General features: G+C 44.5%; 14 protein-coding genes. 9 read left to right on the top strand and 5 right to left on the bottom strand.

Going from position 1 to position 19,159, the window contains the following annotated elements:
- The first annotated feature begins 426 nt into the window (after positions 1–426).
- From H6G03_RS29780 to H6G03_RS29760, 5 genes are all read left to right on the top strand, one after another.
- The gene (locus tag H6G03_RS29780) at positions 427–3,123 is read left to right on the top strand and encodes a PEP/pyruvate-binding domain-containing protein (protein ID WP_190472977.1); all 2,697 of its coding nucleotides are present in this window, start codon (positions 427–429) and stop codon (positions 3,121–3,123) included.
- Between the two features lie 78 nt (positions 3,124–3,201).
- Positions 3,202–3,552, top strand: coding sequence for a restriction endonuclease subunit S (locus H6G03_RS29775; RefSeq protein WP_190472973.1), 351 nt, complete (start codon positions 3,202–3,204; stop codon positions 3,550–3,552).
- A complete protein-coding gene (locus H6G03_RS29770) occupies positions 3,549–3,716 on the top strand; it encodes a hypothetical protein (protein ID WP_190472970.1) in 168 nt (55 codons plus the stop codon). The genes H6G03_RS29775 and H6G03_RS29770 overlap by 4 nt, the downstream gene beginning before the upstream one ends.
- A gap of 103 nt (positions 3,717–3,819) precedes the next feature.
- Positions 3,820–3,993 (top strand): hypothetical protein, encoded by a 174-nt coding sequence (locus H6G03_RS29765; RefSeq protein WP_190472968.1) that lies wholly within the window; start codon positions 3,820–3,822, stop codon positions 3,991–3,993.
- A complete protein-coding gene (locus H6G03_RS29760) occupies positions 3,990–4,160 on the top strand; it encodes a hypothetical protein (RefSeq protein ID WP_190472965.1) in 171 nt (56 codons plus the stop codon). Before H6G03_RS29765 ends, H6G03_RS29760 begins: the two co-directional genes overlap by 4 nt.
- 539 nt (positions 4,161–4,699) lie before the next feature.
- On the opposite strand, the gene H6G03_RS29755 is transcribed toward H6G03_RS29760, so the two are convergent.
- From H6G03_RS29755 to H6G03_RS29735, 5 genes are all read right to left on the bottom strand, one after another.
- On the bottom strand, positions 4,700–8,791 hold the full coding sequence (locus tag H6G03_RS29755; RefSeq protein ID WP_190472962.1) for an nSTAND1 domain-containing NTPase: 4,092 nt from the start codon (positions 8,789–8,791) through the stop codon (positions 4,700–4,702).
- Positions 8,788–10,101 carry a P-loop NTPase fold protein gene (locus H6G03_RS29750; RefSeq protein ID WP_190472959.1) on the bottom strand — a complete coding sequence of 438 codons (1,314 nt, stop codon included), beginning with the start codon at positions 10,099–10,101 and terminating at the stop codon, positions 8,788–8,790. The genes H6G03_RS29755 and H6G03_RS29750 overlap by 4 nt, the downstream gene beginning before the upstream one ends.
- Before the next feature lie 132 nt (positions 10,102–10,233).
- Complete coding sequence (locus H6G03_RS29745) at positions 10,234–10,671, bottom strand: tellurite resistance TerB family protein (RefSeq protein WP_190472957.1); 438 nt, start codon at positions 10,669–10,671, stop codon at positions 10,234–10,236.
- A 278-nt stretch (positions 10,672–10,949) separates the two neighbouring features.
- Positions 10,950–12,365 carry a tetratricopeptide repeat protein gene (locus tag H6G03_RS29740; RefSeq protein WP_190472954.1) on the bottom strand — a complete coding sequence of 472 codons (1,416 nt, stop codon included), beginning with the start codon at positions 12,363–12,365 and terminating at the stop codon, positions 10,950–10,952.
- A 130-nt stretch (positions 12,366–12,495) separates the two neighbouring features.
- Entirely contained in the window at positions 12,496–13,413 is a 918-nt protein-coding gene (locus tag H6G03_RS29735) for a histone deacetylase family protein (RefSeq protein WP_190472951.1), read from the bottom strand.
- A gap of 100 nt (positions 13,414–13,513) precedes the next feature.
- On the opposite strand from H6G03_RS29735, the gene H6G03_RS29730 reads away from it, so the two are divergent.
- From H6G03_RS29730 to gyrA, 4 genes are all read left to right on the top strand, one after another.
- Positions 13,514–13,702, top strand: coding sequence for a hypothetical protein (locus H6G03_RS29730; RefSeq protein WP_190472949.1), 189 nt, complete (start codon positions 13,514–13,516; stop codon positions 13,700–13,702).
- Positions 13,703–13,800: 98 nt separating this feature from the next.
- The gene (locus tag H6G03_RS29725) at positions 13,801–15,099 is read left to right on the top strand and encodes a chloride channel protein (RefSeq protein WP_322112001.1); all 1,299 of its coding nucleotides are present in this window, start codon (positions 13,801–13,803) and stop codon (positions 15,097–15,099) included.
- 376 nt (positions 15,100–15,475) lie between these two features.
- Positions 15,476–15,859 (top strand): hypothetical protein, encoded by a 384-nt coding sequence (locus tag H6G03_RS29720; RefSeq protein WP_190472946.1) that lies wholly within the window; start codon positions 15,476–15,478, stop codon positions 15,857–15,859.
- Positions 15,860–16,475: 616 nt separating this feature from the next.
- Positions 16,476–19,070, top strand: coding sequence for a DNA gyrase subunit A (gene gyrA / locus H6G03_RS29715; protein WP_190472945.1), 2,595 nt, complete (start codon positions 16,476–16,478; stop codon positions 19,068–19,070).
- Positions 19,071–19,159 lie beyond the last annotated feature (89 nt).

The following is a 19,159-nucleotide window of genomic DNA, read 5'->3' as shown; positions in this document are numbered from 1 at the left end:
GGATTTATGCAAAGATATTATAATTGAATTTTCTCTAAAATTCAGTGTGGTATTGATAGTTCTGGCAATATTCATAAAGTTGTCCGGATTACCTTTAAGAGTGATGCTGTCTTTCCTAGTGCCTATTTTAATTTTAATTGTCTTGTTCGTTAGTCTATTATTAACCTTCTTGATTGCACAGGAGAACAACAGGGCGTACAAAGCTCATCAATTTGAGATCGGTGATGAACGGATAAAAATATATTTTGTAGATGGTAGTATAATAGAAATAAATCTGGGCAATATTCAGAGGGTCGTGAAAAGGCGTACTTATTACTTCATTGTTTCGCAAAAGCAATTTTATTACTTACCATCGAAAGCTTTCTCATCTCAAGAGGACATCTACAACTTTAATTCATTACTGAAGAACAAAAAAATTAATCTAACATGGAAATTATAATCAATTTGGAAACATTGGCACTAGGGAGTTTAAAAACTTATTATGAAAACTTGGATGTAGCGGGAAAGGAAGAGGTGGCGTCTATACTGGGAGGTAAGGCAAGAGCGATCGCCCAATTGCAACAAGCAGGTTTCCTCATCCCCAAAGGCTTTGTACTCTCCCCCACAGCTTTTGAAACCAGTCTTAATTTTGTAGAAAGATTTTATGAAAATTCTTTATCTGTAGAGACGTTTGATGAAACGTCTCTACAACAAAATGAAGTGAAAATTCAGAGATTGCTGACCAACCTCCAACTACACAAAACAGTCAAATTAGAATTACTCTACACCCTGCATCGACTTTGCCCGAATGGGGAATTAGTAGCAGTGCGATCGTCTGCAATTGAAGAAGATAATGTGCAACATTCTTTCGCAGGACAACTCGATAGTTTTTTGAACGTACCGCTAGAAGAAGTAGCAGAAAAAATAGTAGCAGTTTGGCAATCGAATTTTAGCGATCGCATCTTGAATTACCGTCGAGAACTTGGCTTGTCTGCAATGCCAAAACCCCCCGCCGTGCTAATTCAACGCATGGTTAATCCCACAGTATCCGGAGTTGCTTTTGCAGCAGATCCGGTAACGGGAAGACGGAGTATAGCAGTAATCGGTGCGGTTTGCGGTTTGGGTAATTCTTTAGTATCGGGAGAAAACGAAGGCGACACCTATCATGTCGATCGCCAAAAAAACATCATTCAACGTCAAATAATTGGCGAAAACCCTATCCTTAGTGACGAACAAATCCTAGCAGTTGCAAAGCTGGTACGTGAGGTAAGCAATTACTTCGATCGACCTCAAGATATTGAGTGGGCAATTGAAGATGGACAAATTTATTTATTGCAATCTCGTCCCATCACCGCACTGACACAAATCTCCGATCCTGATGGCATTTTCAATATTTGGGATAACAGCAACATCGCGGAAAGTTATAGCGGCGTCACCACACCCCTAACCTTTTCTTTTGCGCGTCGCGCTTATGAAGAAGTGTATCGGCAATTCTGCCGTTTCATGGGAGTACCGCTAGCTACAATTAACCGACACAACGACACATTTAGCCGCATGATTGGGCTAGTTCAAGGCAGAGTTTATTATAACTTGCTGAGTTGGTATCGAGTTTTAGCATTATTGCCCGGTTTTACAGTCAATCGGCGCTTCATGGAACAAATGATGGGAGTGCGGGAATCTTTGCCAGAAAGTATTATAACTGAGTTGCAAAGTGCTAGTTGGCAAGAGCGTTTGCAAGATAGTTGGCGATTGGTTAAAACAGTTGTAGGTTTAGTCACAAATTATTTCCTTCTCCCCCGTCGCATTCGGCAATTTTATCGACGATTAGATCGAGCTTTGCAGGCGTCGCCATTCAATATAGAAGATTTGCGTCCCGATGAATTGGCAGCTTATTATCGCCAAATTGAAAGTCAATTGCTGACTCGTTGGGATGCACCATTAATTAACGATTTCTTGGCGATGATTTTCTACGGTGTTTTGCGACGGCTAACCGAAAAATGGTGCAACGATGAATCGAAAACCCTGCAAAACGATTTGATTGGCGGCGAAGGCAATATTATCAGTACAGAACCTGCCAAAAAAATGCGAGAAATGGCCGATTTGGTGACTGTGAATCGTGAATTTGCCAAACTGTTGTGTGATGGTTCCTTAACTGCGATTTTGCCAGCAATGGCACAATTGCCTCAGTTTAAATTATTGTATCAGCAATATTTGGATAAGTTTGGCGATCGCTGCTTGGAAGAACTCAAATTAGAAAGTCCCACACTTCAGGATAATCCACTTCCTTTATTGCGTGCGATCGGTCAATTATCCCTCTCCCCTTCCCCCTCTCTCCCCGTCTCCCCCTCTTCTCGAAAAACAGCAGAATTACGAGTGAGGAGAGCGTTGAGGGGCAATCCTTTGCGGCGATTCGTGTTTAATTGGGTGCTGAAAAATGCTCGAAGACGAGTGCGCGATCGCGAAAATTTACGCTTTGAACGTACCCGCGTTTTTGGTCGCGCACGGCGAGTTTTTGTAGAATTAGGAAAGCGTTTTTATGCACTCGATTTGCTGAACTCTCCCCGCGATATTTTCTATTTAGAAGTAAACGAAATTTTGGGATTTATTGAAGGTACAGCTACCTGCACAGACCTGAAAGGATTGGTAGCTGTGCGTCAAGCAGAATTTGCCAAATATAAGGATATGCCATCACCAGGCGATCGCTTTGAAACGCGAGGCATAGTTTATCGGGGAATTGAGAATGGGTTGGTTTCTTCAGATTCCGTAGGGTGCGTTAGCGAAACGCAATCGAGCGTAACGCACCACAGCTATTTACAGGGAATCGGTTGCTCTCCGGGAGTCGTGCGCGGTGCTGTGCGCGTGATTAAAGATCCAAAACAAATTGTCGGAAATGAGAACAGCGTACCCCTACAACCAGGTACAATTATTGTTGCCGATCGCACCGATCCGGGTTGGATTTTGCTATTTCCCGCCGCTGCTGGTTTGCTAGTAGAAAAAGGCAGTTTGCTATCTCACGCTGCCATTGTTGCGCGAGAGTTGGGAATTCCTGCGATCGTCTCTCTCCCCGGCGTCACCGAATGGTTAAAAGACGGTGACTTGGTGGAACTTAACGGCAGCACTGGCAAAGTTTCTAAGATTAGCTAATTGGGAATAGAAAATCAAACGAAGTTTTTCTAAAAATTTTAATTGTCTAATTACTAAATATGATATAATCTCATAATTATGGCTATTCCATCAGAACTGAATGCTCTGATTGAGCGATTAAACCAAGAGTTAGATACGATCGAGCGGGAAGCAACAGCAGGACTTAACCTGGCCAGAGTCAGCATGGAGCGTTTCCCCAACAATTTTACATTGGTTCAGTTGTTTGCCTTTTTGAATACGAGTATGTTTTTTGCAGAAACATCCAGAAGGCGAATACAGGTTAGTGTTGAGTATCTCTCAGCAAATGATGTGATTATAGAAGAAAAAATTCAGGAGGTTGGAGAAGATTTAGCAATAGAGTTAGGTCAAGTGCTGGAAACAAAAATAACTGTTGGTAGGGTTAAAACTCGATTGGAGAACTTGCAATGACACAAAAAGAACTGGATGAAAATGAACTCCTAGAGATTCTGGAATTAGCAAAGGAAGCTGAACAGAAAGCCAGGAAAATGTGTGAAACGATCACAGCTAATACTGCCAAATACAAACGTTGGTATGAAGCTAAAAGAGTAGTAGAAGTAGCTGCACAGAAGTAAGATCGGTAGGGATGAAAAAGGGCGATCGCACTTCCGGTATGCAAAGAAGTGCGATCGCTCAGATTGCTCTCTTTAAAAATAAAATAATTTAATAATTAGGCTTATGACACAAAAAGTTTTGGATGAAAAGAAATTACTCGAAATTCTGGAATTAGCCAAGATTGGCGAACAACAACTTAAAGAGATAAGCGAAATGGCAACAGCAATGGCAGAGAAATACCAAGGCTGGTATGAAGAAGGAATGGCTAGAAAGCAGGAAGAAGAAGGAGAAAAATGAAACAGAAAGAAATGGATGAAAAGGAACTTCTAGAAATTGTGGAACTTGCTAAGAAAGCGGAACAGAAAGCAAGGGAAATGTGCGAGTCGATAACGGCTCATGCGGAAAAGTGGCGACTGAGGGCGGAAGCTAAAAGGGCTGCTGCTGCACAGAAGCAGGAAGTTTGAAAGAGTTTGGAAATGGGCATTAGTTATAGACCAAGCAATAATGTTGTAGTGGCGATTTGTTCACCCGCTGGGGAATCAATTCCCCAGCTAATAGCCCAAGTCCACTTAAGTGGACTGAAAAATTTGTATTCAGTCCATTTTAATGGACTTTCGCTATGAGCCTAGCGATTTGAATCGCTGGCGGGCTGACAGCTTTCGTGAATGGCTTTTTATATAGAATTAAACTTGATATCTTTTGAGCGATCGCACACCGAATCGCACCCCAAATTTCCTCAAAAATTACCTTGTAGTGGCGATTTGTTCACCCCCTGGGGAATCAATTCCCCAGCTAATAGCCCAACTTCACCCGCTGGGGAATCAATTCCCCAGCTAATAGCCCAAGTCCACTTAAGTGGACTGAAAAATTTGTATTCAGTCCATTTTAATGGACTTTCGCTATGAGCCTGCGATTTGAATCGCAGGCGGGCTGACAGCGAAGTGAAGCATAATCGCACATCCCCTCATCTCATCCGTGCATCCGCGCCTATCCCTTTCCTGCGCTACTTCCCACTCCCAATTCCATCGCACAAACGCCTATCGCTCTCACTCACATTAATATTATTCGTCAGATAATCGCGCACCCAATCGCAACCCTGCGCCAGTAAATTATCTAAATCCAAATTCCGTAAAATTACTGTCTTGTCCGAACTCCCAGAAGCAATAGTTTGACCGTCGGGACTAAAACTGACACTATTGACCGGATAGTTATGTCCGCTGAGAGTTTGCAGTAATTTGCCATCCCGACTCCACAGTTTAATCGTGTTGTCGCTACTCCCAGAAGCAATAGTTTGACCGTCGGGACTGAAACTGACACTCAACACCCCATCGTTATGTTCGCTGAGAGTTTGCAGTAATTTGCCATTCCGACTCCACAATTTAATCGTGTTGTCCTCACTACCAGAAGCAATAGTTTGACCGTCGGGACTGAAACTGACACTATAGACCCAACCGTTATGTCCGCAGAGAGTTTGGAGTAATTTGCCATTCCGACTCCACAATTTAATCGTGTTGTCCCAACTCCCAGAAGCAATAGTTTGACCGTCGGGACTGAAACTGACACTATTGACCGTATAGTTATGTCCGCAGAGAGTTTGGAGTAATTTGCCATCCCGATTCCACAGTTTAACCGTCTTGTCAAAGCTCCCAGAAGCTAGAGTTTGACCGTCGGAACTGAAACTGACACTCCAAACCGCAGCGTTATGTCCGCAGAGAGTTTGGAGTAATTTGCCATCCCGATTCCACAGTTTAATCGTGTTGTCCTCACTACCAGAAGCAATAGTTTGACCGTCGGGACTGAAACTGACACTTATGACCGCAGCGTTATGTCCGCTGAGAGTTTGGCGTAATTTGCCATCCCGATTCCACAGTTTAATCGTCTTGTCAAGGCTCCCAGAAACTAGAGTTTGACCGTCGGGACTGAAACTAACACTTATGACCTCAGCGTTATGTCCGCTGAGAGTTTGGCGTAATTTGCCATCCCGATTCCACAGTTTAACCGTCTTGTCAAAGCTCCCAGAAGCTAGAGTTTGACCGTCGGGACTGAAACTAACACTTATGACCTCAGCGTTATGTCCGCTGAGAGTTTGGAGTAATGTGCCATCCCGATTCCACAGTTTAACCGTCTTGTCAAAGCTCCCAGAAGCTAGAGTTTGACCGTCGGGACTGAAACTGACACTTATGACCGCAGCGTTATGTCCGCTGAGAGTTTGCAGTAATTTGCCATCCCGACTCCACAGTTTAATCGTGTTGTCCGAACTCCCAGAAGCAATAGTTTGACCGTCGGGACTGAAACTGACACTATTGACCGCATGGTTATGTCTCTCCAAGCGGTTGCATTCTTGCACGCTGTAAACGGCCTGCCTCAATGCTGTTAAAACTTGGATGCGGATATAAGCGTTTGCTGTACTCGCTTGCTTGAGTGTGACACCCGCCCGTAAACCTTCTATCAGCGCATCAAACTCTTTATTTTGATTAAAAAGTATATCTGAATAGCGACTGAGGGCGTCAATTTGTCCTGCCTGAAATTCTTCTGCTCGTCTCTTCCATTCCGCTAATAATTCCGCACCCTGCTGCTGGCGAATAAACCACACCAAATAATCGTGAACCAGTTGATAATATCTAGTGTTGGCTGCTTCCACCTCCACCACCAAACCGGAACCTAATAAAATCTCCAAAACCAAATCTAAATTATCGGTTTTTAACTCCAACTCCTGTACCAACTCAGCGCGAGTTTTCAGCGGACGGGTGTTATTTTCATTCGTGAGCAAGTACAAAACCAATCTAGTAAGTTTGATATTCTCTTGGCCGCAATCATTGACGATATCTGCCAAATATCGCGCTACCAATTGCGCTTTCGGTTTCTCACCCAACTCCCGATATTTTGCCAAACTGGTAATTTTTTCTGCTTCCAGTTGTGCGCCGACAATCTGCAACTCAATTGGCAATACTCCATCCAAATCAGCCGCTAAATCTTCTACCAGTTGTTCCAGCAACGCTGACTCTAATTCAAACTGGGATTGTTTGGTTAAACTGGCGATGACTAACTTGGCTTCCGGTCGGGAAAAGTTACCCAAACTGTAAAGAATCTTCTTATCGAGAATATTTTCATTGATTACTTTATTATCTAAACGGTTTAATTCCAACAAGCAATGCAAATAATCTTCCCGAATGGAGAGGATAACTTTGCAATAGGGAATATTTAAACAACTATTCAAAAAACGATAAAAATTTTGCCTTATTTTTGGCTCTCCGTGAACAAAAAAGAATTCTTCAAACTGGTCAAAAATGAGAACCGTTAACAGGTTAAGTTCGGCATTCTTCTGCAACTGTTGGATAATCTCTTCCGGAGAATCCAAAGATGCAGATAAGTTTTCCCCTGTAACTTCCTGAAACTCTTTTCTTAAATTATCGCCTAAAGTCTTAACCCAACCATTATAAAATCGCAACAGCACGGGTAAGCCTTGGCGGGTATCAATCTTTTCTTGTTGCAATTTCGGAAATAACTTTGCTCTCACTAGGGAACTTTTACCCACCCCTGACTGACCGTAAATGACGATTAATTTGCAGTAATCTGCGCTAATTCTTGCCCACAATCGCTTCACATCTGGTTCTCGACCGGAGATTTCCCGTTCTACAATTGCTTGTTTGGCGGTTTCTGTCAGGGTCGAATTAATTATCTTACTTTTGGCAGTAAAATGAGCTACGCCAGCAAAAGCTAAAAAGTTATAATGATATTGAATTGCATATTCTTCCACCTTAATTTCAAAAGCTTTTCCATAATCGCGTTGCTGAAAATAAAGTTCTCTCAACTTACCCAAAATATTGATATAAAGCTGGGGTTCGTACTGCGGCTTGCTTTCTCTAAAGGCTTGGCTTAAGTGTTCATCAGCCTGTTGCTTTTCACCTAACTTTCGCAGCGAAAATGCTAAAATTAATTGATAAAAACCTTTTTCCTGTAACTCATCTGGTTGAATCAGAGGAGATTCAGCTAATATTTTCAGTGCTGCTTCTGCCTGTTGCTTGGCTTCATCCCAGCGAGATTCTTCTAAGGAAACTTGTGCCAAAAATCCTCTATCTTGAGCTAATTGGCTTGGGTCTCCATAAGTTAGATGCAGTTTAATTGCTTTTTTCTCTACCAGCGATTTTAGCTCTGGCCATGCTTGCAAGCGTCGCAGCACTTCACCGAGTTTGCTAATATGTTTGGCAACTAAATCCAGCCGTTGCGATCGCTCGAAATTCTTGAGGGATTCCCAAAGGAAATATTTTTCTTCTTGCCAAAATTCCTGATTCTTTACCCGCTGCTGTATTGCTTTCTGCTTATAGCATTCGGCAATAGCCAGCAGCAATATGCCTTGCCGTTCTCGATGATTCTCCTGTTGCCAAAAAAGAAAGCTTTCCTGATAATTTTCTAAAGCTTCATCTAGCCGATTATTGGTAAAATCATTTAAGCCGTGCCAAACTTGCAAACAAGCTTCTAACTCTGTCAATAACACAGCTTGACGATTTTGTAAATCCCGTTCTGCCGCTGCTATTTCTCGCCAAGCTTCCGAAAAGGTTTCTAAATTTAAATAAAAATTTGTTTCAGTAGCAAACAACTGGTTAGTTCTTTGCCGAATTAACTCTATCAATTCATCGTTAGTCATCGATAACTCAACCGTAGTAGACCAACTAAAAATATCCGGCGCTAACCGAATAAACTTTTCGATCGCTTCATCATTCACCCACAAAAGAACCGGAAACGGCAGATTTTTGCGAAATTCTTCCCGGACATAATTAGCCGAAGTGAGTACGCGATCGATCTCGTCAACCGCCTCCAAACCAAACACCATTAATGCAGGTGGCTTTTCTTCTCCCAATTTGGAAACAATCGTGCTGTAAAGATTGGGAACAAACTTTCCCAATTCTATTTTTTCAATTTTCACCGATGAAGATACTAGCAGCCGTTGCGCCATGCGATCGCACAAAGCTGCATAGTTGCAGACCACTAGAATCAGGGAAAAGTCTCCCTGAGAAAGTGCGATCGCACGTAAAAGCGTCTGCAAAGATTCCTCATTATCGGCAGATATATTTTCTAGTGGCTGCGATTCACTCATGGATTTAGTTGTTTGGCATCTGCTAAAATTGGATTGAGATCGAACCAAGGGCCATCATCATCGCGATATTCAAAAACAAACATACTTCGCAACAAAGTTTGATATAGTGAACCTTGTCCCAAAGTTTTCTCTTCCTTCACTTTCCGCAGCAATTCCCAATCATCCGTTTTAATTCCTCGCATTAACTGATTGCGTCTTTCCTTAATCACTGTTTCCAAAGTATTTTGACCGATCGGTGGGTCTTTTTTCTGGATACAACTATAGAGCAATCCTAACAAATTCCGCACATGACCGCCGCTAACTCGGCAAAGTCGATCCAAAGTTTCGAGGCTATCAAAAACTTCTGCGATTGAGTTAATTTGTTCATCCCGATTCAGCTTTGGAAATGCTCTCACCAAAACCATTTCGCGCAGCAATTCCATCCCCTTTGAAAACTCCTTTCCATCTCGCGACTGCACAGGAACCATCGGCAAAACCTTTGCATCTACCCCTCCTCCCATGCGATTGACAAGTACATTGTACTCATTAGAAAAAATCAATCCCAGCGGAATAGTATAAACTAAATGACAGTTCAATCGCCGTAACTGCTCTCCTCGATCGATAAACAAATATTCCGGCTGCATCCGTTCCCCAACTTTTGGCGAACTATCCACGCGATCGAGATTATCAACAAGTACCACCAATCCTTTTTTACCAGCTTGCTTGAGTTTCTCATCCGCACTTTTTAATAGTTCGTCATTAATCGATTCTAAAATGTTATCCGTTCGCGGTTCTAAATATTGCCTTAACTCTTTCCGCACCGAAGGGTTATCTTTCGTTTTGGCCGTAATTTTGCCAATGGGAGTAGAAAACTCTGATGTCCATGAAAGATCTATGGGCGTTTTCATAAAATCTTTCACTTCACCAAATAGCCTCTCGAAATATCTTGGCTTTAGCTTAATTTCCACTGCTTCTAAGCTTTCAAAAACTTGCTTGGCAATGGCCAGCAAAATATCGCTGATATCCACATCAGCCATATCGAGATCCTGACTCGACTCGAAGTAAACTACATGAAATCCTGCATCTTCCAACCTTTTCTTCAGTCGCAACAACTCCGTAGACTTCCCACAACCGATATGTCCCGTAAACAACTGACAGGTTGATTCATTGGGAGAGAAGATGGCGATCGATCTTGCCAACTCCTCAATAATTTCCCCTCCTCTCACAGAAGAAAAATCGATATAGTATTGCTTATCCTCAGCTTTCGCCACATCGATCGTATAAGCAGGGTTACATACCTTAAAAAATCTTTGCAAATCATCCGGTTTCATTGACTACCTCAGACCAGCGCTTTTTTCTATTTTATACATCATCACTCCTAAAAACAAAAAAATATAGCCCCATTGTAGAGGCCATTTTCTATTACCACCAATTCAGCAACCCCTATTCAAATAAATCTCACCTCACGCGCTCACAAAGTCGTCTATAATCTCCTGCGCTACATCTTCTGGAATGTCCAAAGCTTCCTGAAGCTTATTGACAAAACTTTCTTCCTCTTCCGGGAGATTTTCTTCTGCTAAAACCACCGCAACCGCTCCCTCAAAAGCGATTTCCACGAACTCGTCTGAAATGGAATTAATAGCTGTGTTAAACAAAACCCCGCTACCTTCTTCATTGTAAATATCGGTTATTTTATCTAACGTTTGTTGGATTTCTTCTGGTGAATAACTATCGAACACTCCGGTGTCAGATAGTATATCATTTAAATATTCCATTTCTTCGTCATTGATTTCCTTGCCTGCGAACATGGCCGCAAAGATTATGGCTGCTACCGCTTCTTCAGAATTCAGTTTCTGTTCGCTTTGAACTTCAGAGGCGAAGATTTCGTCATATTTACTCATTTTGGTTGGTTCCTTTATTTATGGACTCGTCATTTATATCAGCAGTGGCGATATTTTCTGCATCGCCATTAACAAATTTTTACCTATTTTGAAAAAAAGATAAATTTTTCCTTGGCAATCCCATACTTTCATAATCGAACGAGCCCTGGAGTGGGGAAGTGGGGGAGACCAGGAGTGGGGGAGAAAATGTAGACTCAGATTTTGCGCCATTCTCAATAATATCTGAGAATATCTGAGTAAATGAACTTTTGCATAGAGATTGCACAGGCATATATCGCCTATTCACCAATCAATTTGCTAAAAGCTTGATGGTGACGAATTGAATCGAAACTCGGATCTTTTTTGGCATTTTCCTTAAATTTCTCAGCATCTAGCTTGGCTGCCATTTGTAAGTTTTCCATAGCTAATTCGACATTGCCCAGTTCGGCGTAAGCACAAGCTTTGTTATACCAAGCAAAAAAGAGTTTGGGATTGATTTTAATTGCTTTCTCGCCAGCAGCGATCGCATCATCATATCGCTTCAAATAACCTAGCGCCGCACTTCGGTCAGTCCAAATATTCGCATCATAAGGTTGGATTTCAATTGCCTTATCGTAAGCAGCAATTGCTTCTTCATATCGTTGAAAATGATTTAGCTGCACTCCTAACTTGTACCAAGCTAAATGGAAATCGGGTTTGATTTGCGCTGCCTTTTCATAAGAGTATATCGCATCTTCGCGTCGCTGCACAATTTCTAGCGCAATGCCTCGATCGTACCAAGCTTCCCAATACTCAGGTTTGATTTCCACCGCCTTATCGTAAGCAGCGATCGCATCTTCATACCGCTGTAATTGCAATAACGCATATCCGCGCATATACCAAGCTTCCGGGAAATCAGACTTGACCCGAATTGCTTGGTCAAAAGCTGCGATCGCCTCTTCATATTTTCGCCCTCTAATGCGTCCGTTGCCTTGCTCATACCACTTCTCATGTGGTTTTTTCGTCAGCTGGCGTACTGCGATCGCAATCACAATAGCCACTACTAGCAAAACCTTCGCCCATTCGTTGAATAAACGGTATCCCATCCCTACCATCTGCGATGGAATTCCAAGCATTTGGCTAATGGAAAAAGCACCTTCTCCCAACAGCCGATTGAACGGTTCTACAAACCAAAGCAGCACGAAGAGGACAAAGATTCCGTATTGACCGAACTTTCGCGATCGCTCTTGAATTTCTGGAGGCAACCACGGGTCAATAATACCATAACCATCAAGACCTGGAATCGGCAGCAAATTGAGGATAACCACATATACTTCTAGGTAAATTAGAAATGCCAAAGCCGGCCATATCCACCTATACTCAACTAATGGCAATGACGAACCAAACCGAAAACTTATTGTCAACAAAACCGCCACCAAAATACTGGCGAATGGTCCCGCTGCGGAGACCGCACTTTTCCACCAGCGACTGCGTAGTCTTCGGTGGTCGATATAAACTGCCGCACCCGGTAGCGGAATCCCACCTAAAAGTAGAAAAATCAGCGGCATTACCAAACTCAAATTAAAATCGGTATATTTGAGCGGATTTAAAGTAAGATATCCTTTGTCTTTCACGGAAGTATCGCCACCCCAATAAGCAACGATCGCATGACCGAATTCGTGCAGACAAACCGACAAAAGCCACCCAACACAAACAAAAACTGCAACTTGGAGCATTACTTTCTACCTTTTGAGGAGATTTAATATCAAGAATTAGGCAAATAGTTCGCTATTTTTTACCGCAAATAAAGCAGATAAACGCAGATAATTATGATATTCATCTGTGTTTATCTGCGATTTAAATTTACTAAATCAAACAGCGTTCGATCGTCGCTACAACCGACTCGGCCAGCGCAGCTAAATCGTAACCGCCTTCCAAACCAAACAAAATTTTCCGAGTTATTTGCAAACAATAATCTGTAAACAAACCAAAATCTTGCGGTAGCAATTCAATACTCGCCAACGGATCGGCAGCATTGGCATCGTATCCAGCGCTAACAATTAACAAATCTGGTTTAAATCTCGATAAAAAGGGTACAACTTGCGATTCAAACTCCATGCGATACTCAGCCACAGTGCTACCCGGTAGCATCGGAATATTCAGCACATTTTTGTACTCTCCCCGTTCGTCAGCATATCCCGTTCCCGGATAGCAAGGAGACTGATGCAAAGAACAATATGCTAAGCGCGGATGAGTTTCGACAATATTTTGCGTACCGTTACCGTGATGGACATCCCAATCTAAGATAGCAACGCGCTTAATTCCCGGTTGTTCCAAAGCGTAGTAAGCGGCGATCGCCGCATTGGAAAATAAGCAAAACCCCATACCCCGATCGCGTTCCGCGTGATGTCCGGGGGGACGCGCCAACACAAAAGCTGGATTTGAGGTCGCCAGAGTGCGATCGACCCCATCCAACCAAGCATTCACCGCCAGCAAAGCAATATCGTAACTGTTCTTAGAAACCAGCGTATCTGCATCCAGTCGTCCGCCACCATTTTTAGCGATCAGCTGCACTCTCTCAATGTGTTCTTGCGAGTGAACCCTTTCCAGAATAGGCATCGCAGACCTTTTTGCCAGAGGCGTCGGCAACAGCCACTCCAGCCGATCAGCATAACTTGCCGCCTTCAACGCATTGACAATCGCACTCAAGCGTTGCGGACGTTCTGGATGATACGCCCCAGTTTCGTGCAACAAAAACTCATCAGAGTAAATTACGGGTAGCATAGTCCGAACCGGATACAGAAAAACTTAGGCATTCGAGCATTTTTCCAAAATAGCAATATGGGAGAGGCAGAGGAAAGAGGGAGAGTGAGGGAGTGGGAGAGTGGGGCGGAAAAAAGGGGTAGCAGACTCGGATTTGCGATCGGCTGCACCGAAATCATCCAAACACAAAGCGATTCCCATCTGCTATAGGCTGCGTTTATCTGCTTACATCTGCGGTAAAAACTTCACCCTAGATTCCCACAGAAAATTTTTCCCATCACTCAACCCAAAAACTTTTGTCAGAAGATGACAAACCGCATAAAATTCTTAAATATTCTGTATCCTTTGTTTCATTTTCCATTGGCGATCGTCCCATACCCCCTTCCCTAGCTAACCAGGAAACAAACCGTGCTACCAAACAAGCACCCCGTCACCGACAAAATTCAACTTTGGATATCCTCCCAACTTGGCGGACTGACAAACCGCAACCCTTTGATGATTTCCCGCTGGGTGTTGCGCTGGACTGTCGTCGGTACTGTTTGCGGTTTATTCGCTGGATTGTACTGGAACATCTTAGAGTTGATGATTCACGCCCTCAACCGCATTGAAGGGCCAAGTCTGCTCATAGTCATGCCCACACTGGGTTTATTCGTCGGTCTTGTGATTCATCACCTTGGCAATCCCGGCGAAATTGGCGTGATTGTCGATAATATCCATTTTCGTGGCGGACGCCTGGATGCTCGCAAAAATGCCCCCATGATTCTAGCTTCCCTCGCCAGTATATCGGCAGGTGGCAGTGCTGGGCCAGAAGCACCCCTAGTACAGGTAACCGGTTCTTTTGGTACTTGGGTTGCAGACCGTTTGCAGCTCAAAGGCGAAGACCTCAGATCTATGAGTTTAGCGGGAATGGCTGCGGGTTTCACTGCTTTGTTCGGCGCACCCCTTGGCGGTGCGATGTTCGCCTTGGAGATTTTGCACCACAAACACGTTTTGGAATACTACGAAGCGCTGATGCCGGCGATAGTTTCCAGTTGCGCCAGTTATCTGGTTTTTGCTGCCATTACCCATTTGGGAATTGCACCAACTTGGAGTTTTCCCCAGTACGGTTTAAATAATATCGATGATTTTGCTTTGGCGATCGCATACGGAGTCATTGGTGCGATCGCGGGATGGATTTTCATGGCCATTTTTCGCGGGTGCGATCGTATTTTCGCCCGCATTCCCGGCCCTATTTATGTTCGCACGACCATAGCCGGTCTGGTATTGGGCGGTTTGGCAGTTTTATTTCCCCTCACCCGTTATTTTGGGCATGAAGAGTTAGAGTTAGTCATCAGTAATAATTTTTCTGCCATTTTTCTGTTAAGTTTAGCCTTTGCGAAAATGGCTGCGATCGGCTTTACGGTTACTGGTGGATGGCGCGGTGGATTTATCATACCGCTCTTTTTCACTGGCGCTTGTATCGGCAAAGCGATCGCCATTTCTATCCCCGGATTGAATCCTGCCTTGGCGATGATTTGTGTAATGGCAGGTCTCAATGCTGCGGTGACGCGCACGCCTGTCAGTACCACTTTATTGGTCTCGAAACTGACTAATATCAGTCCCTTGACTCCTATTTTATTCGCCAGTTTAATGGGGTTTTTCCTCGCTCCCAAAATACCTCTAATCGCTTCTCAACTCAAATCGCCAAAACAAGCGATCGCTGAATGATATCGCGCCCTTTTCCACCATAAACTTGAAAAACCCCAGTTGCCGCATTTTTGCCAAAAAAATACCCTACATTATCGCTCACCGGACAGCCATCTATCGCCGGAATGAGTTAATAGTTTCTTGTGAGAGAACATGATTTAAACAAGCTCTCTTTTTTATAGCCGCTCTCGTCAGTTAGGACGTTCTTAATTGCACCTTTCCCTCCTCCCTCCTCCCTCTTTCTCCTAATCCCTAGCCCCCAGTCCCTAACCCCTAGCTAGATAACCAAGCTATGACTTATGTTAGAGGAACGATCGTCTGTGCTGCTGTTAGCCTTAGATTTGTAATCAAAAAAGCGAATTGGCTTGAATATTGAACGAATTCATGGAGTACGAGCATGAAAAATTGGATTTCTAGAGCGATCGATCGCATCAGTTCCGTGCTTAACGCACTTCAGGTAAAGCGTTTTTTGGCTGTTGTCGTAGTCGGTTTTCTGCTGCTGACGACAAATGTTGACTCCGGACGCAATAATCAACGCTTGACCGACAAAGTTCTCGACACAGCACACGAGAAGGATTCCGTCAGACCCAAAACTACAAACGAGTGGTATCAAGAAGCACGCGAAACGAAAGATTCTCCAGGCGAACGGTTGAAAAATATTGCCGAAGAGTCAGGAAAAGCTTTGAAAGAATTTGGTTCTGTGTACCCAGATACTGCTAAGACTAGCGCTGATGCTTTAGATGAGAATACAGCACCAGCCAGCAGAAATTTCTCCAAGTAAGTTCGATGTTAATTGTCATCTCCAATGGCAATTTAGTTTCTTAATGCTTGTCTAAATCACTAAATATACACTGGTTATAACCAGTGCATATTTAGTTTATTTAATACCTACTCATTTTACTTCCGTAAATATTTGCTAAACGAAAACCGCAACTAACGTAACTACTGCTGATTGGAAGAGGCAGAGCGAGTTATAAAAGAATCTATCCAAAAGCAAAAAAAACCAACCATAAGCAAGCATCCACCGAACAGCTCGCAGATTGCTTTGTCTGCGTACAGGTAATGTACGTTAAGACATATTTGTCATGAATGAGCCCAATCACCTACATACAAGTTGAAACTTATACGCGATCGAAACCTAAAGTCCAAAAGTCAGTATATTGTATTGTTTCTGCTAAAGTTTACTGCCGATCGTTATTTCCCTGCTCCCTCTCCCTCTCCCGCTTCCCTCCTCCCGACTCCCTCTCCCTTTGTCCGCAAATTTTCACAGACTCAAAACGGCAAAATGTGATACAATTTTAATGGTATTTGCCAATTCTTGAAACTCAGGGTCGCGAAATTCTCATCTATTTGCATTGTAGCGACTAAAATCTCACATTTTTGGAGTTTTTCACTGTATGACCACTTCCCAGGAGCGGATTATACCCACGGATTTAGGGAACGAGATGTCCCGGTGTTACCTAGAATACGCCATGAGCGTAATTGTAGGTCGGGCGCTCCCAGATGCCAGGGATGGTCTCAAACCTGTGCATCGTCGCATCCTTTACGCAATGCACGAGCTGGGACTGATGCCAGACCGCCCTTTTCGGAAATGCGCCCGTGTGGTAGGGGAAGTGTTGGGTAAATATCACCCTCACGGTGACACGGCGGTGTACGACGCCCTAGTGCGGATGGCACAGGACTTTTCCATGCGATCGCCCCTCATCAACGGACACGGCAACTTCGGTTCGGTTGATAACGACCCCCCAGCGGCAATGCGCTACACCGAATGTCGCCTGCACGCCCTGACTACCGAAGCGATGCTGCGGGATATCGAGGCAGAAACAGTTGATTTTGGCGATAACTTCGACGGTTCCCAGCAAGAACCGCTCGTATTGCCCGCAAGAGTTCCCCAGCTATTGCTCAACGGCTCATCCGGTATCGCGGTTGGCATGGCAACCAACATCCCGCCCCACAATCTGGGAGAACTGATTGATGGGTTGGTGGCGCTGATCCACAACCCAGAAATTACTGATATCGAGTTGATGAAATATATACCTGGCCCAGACTTTCCCACTGGCAGTCAAATATTGGGAACGTCTGCAATTAAAGAAGCCTACACCACCGGGCGCGGTTCGATCACCATGAGAGGCGTGGCAAAAATTGAAACGATCGAACAGCGCGGACGTCCGGACAGAGAAGCCATAATTATTACCGAGTTGCCATACCAAACCAATAAGGCAGCTTTGATTGAGAAAATCGCCGAAATGGTGAACGACAAAAAGCTGGAAGGAATCGCCGATATCCGGGATGAAAGCGATCGCGACGGAATGCGGATCGTCATCGAACTAAAACGCGACGCTTATCCCAGAGTCGTCGTCAACAACCTCTACAAACAAACGCCATTGCAGTCAAACTTTGGGGCGAATATGCTAGCCCTCGTTAATGGCGAACCCCAGCTGCTCACTCTCAAGCAATTCCTCAACGTCTTCCTAGATTTCCGCATAGAATGCGTCACCCGTCGCACTCAACACGAACTGCGAAAAGCCGAGGAACGAGACCACTTATTACAAGGTTTGCTGATCGCTCTATTAAATTTAGATGCTGTCATCGAACTGATCCGCAATGCCGCCGACGCCCCTACCGCCCGTCAAGAAATGATGGAAAGATTCGGGCTTTCGGAAGTGCAAGCAGATGCAATCCTGCAAATGCAATTGCGGCGATTGACAGCATTGGAAGCAGAAAAAATTCGGCAAGAACACGAGGATTTGCAAACGCAAATCGCCGATTTAAAAGATATTTTGGCGCGGCGCGATCGCATTTTGGAAATCATCGAAACAGAAGCGAAGCAGGTAAAAGAGCGGTTTGCTACACCCAGACGGACGGCAATCGAACACGCCGAAGGCGAAATCGACGAAACCGACTTAATTGCCAACGAAAAAGCGCTGATTTTGCTGACCGAACAAGGTTACATCAAGCGAATGCCGGTGAACGCATTTGAAGCCCAAAGTCGGGGAACTCGCGGCAAATCCGCCAACCGCATGAAAGAAGATGATGGTGTAGAACACTTTTTAACTTGTTGCGATCACGATAGCGTTTTGTTCTTTAGCCAGCGCGGTGTCGTCTACTGTCTGAAAGCTTATCAAATTCCCACCTCATCTCGCACCGCACGCGGCGTACCAATTGTGCAAATGTTGCCCATTCCGCGAGATGAAAAAATTACTTCGATCGTATCCGTCGCTGAATTCACCAGCGAAGAATACCTGATCATGTTAACCTGCGGCGGCTATATCAAAAAGACAGAACTGGCAGCTTTTAGCAATATCCGCGCCAATGGATTAATCGCCATTTCTTTGGAAGAAGGAGATCAACTGCGCTGGGTGCGTCGCGCTCGTGTAGAAGATAGCATCATCATCGGATCGCGTCTTGGTATGGCCATTCATTTTAGAGCCGATCACGACCAATTGCGTCCTTTAGGTCGCGCCACGCGAGGTGTCAGAGCGATGTCCATCAAAGAAGGCGATCGACTCATCAGTATGGACATTCTCCCCGGATCGGTCTTGAATAGCGCCCTCAGTGCTGCGGATGAAGAGGAAAGCGCTTCTGTCAACTCGGAAACTCTCGAACAAAGCGAAGAATCTTCACTCAGCACTCAGGACACAGCACTCAGCGCTCCCGATGGCCCTTGGGTTTTAGTAATTACCACCGGAGGCTACGGCAAGCGAGTACCGGTATCTCAATTCCGCTTGCAAAATCGTGCCGGTATGGGCGTACTGGCGACGAAGTTCCGCAAAACAGCCGATCGTCTAGCCGCACTGCACGTCGTCAATCAAGATGACGAGTTAATGATGGTTACCAGTCGAGGTATCATCATTCGTCAAGCTGTGAATGCGATTTCCCCCCAATCCCGTATGGCAACGGGAGTGCGCGTGCAGCGCTTGGACGAAGATGATGCGATCGCCGCAGTCGCCTTAGTTCCTCCCACCAACGGCGAAGAAGAAGAAAGCGATTGATATGAGCGGGAGAGTGAGGGAGCGGGGGAGCGGGGGAGTGGGGGAGTGGGGGAGTGGGGGAGCGGGGGAATTAATTTTTTCCCTTTTCC

It is taken from the genome of Aerosakkonema funiforme FACHB-1375 (assembly GCF_014696265.1).
Lineage (GTDB): Bacteria > Cyanobacteriota > Cyanobacteriia > Cyanobacteriales > Aerosakkonemataceae > Aerosakkonema > Aerosakkonema funiforme_A.
The sequence above is the reverse complement of the archived record's forward strand: the minus strand, read 5'-3'. Positions and strand labels throughout refer to the sequence as shown.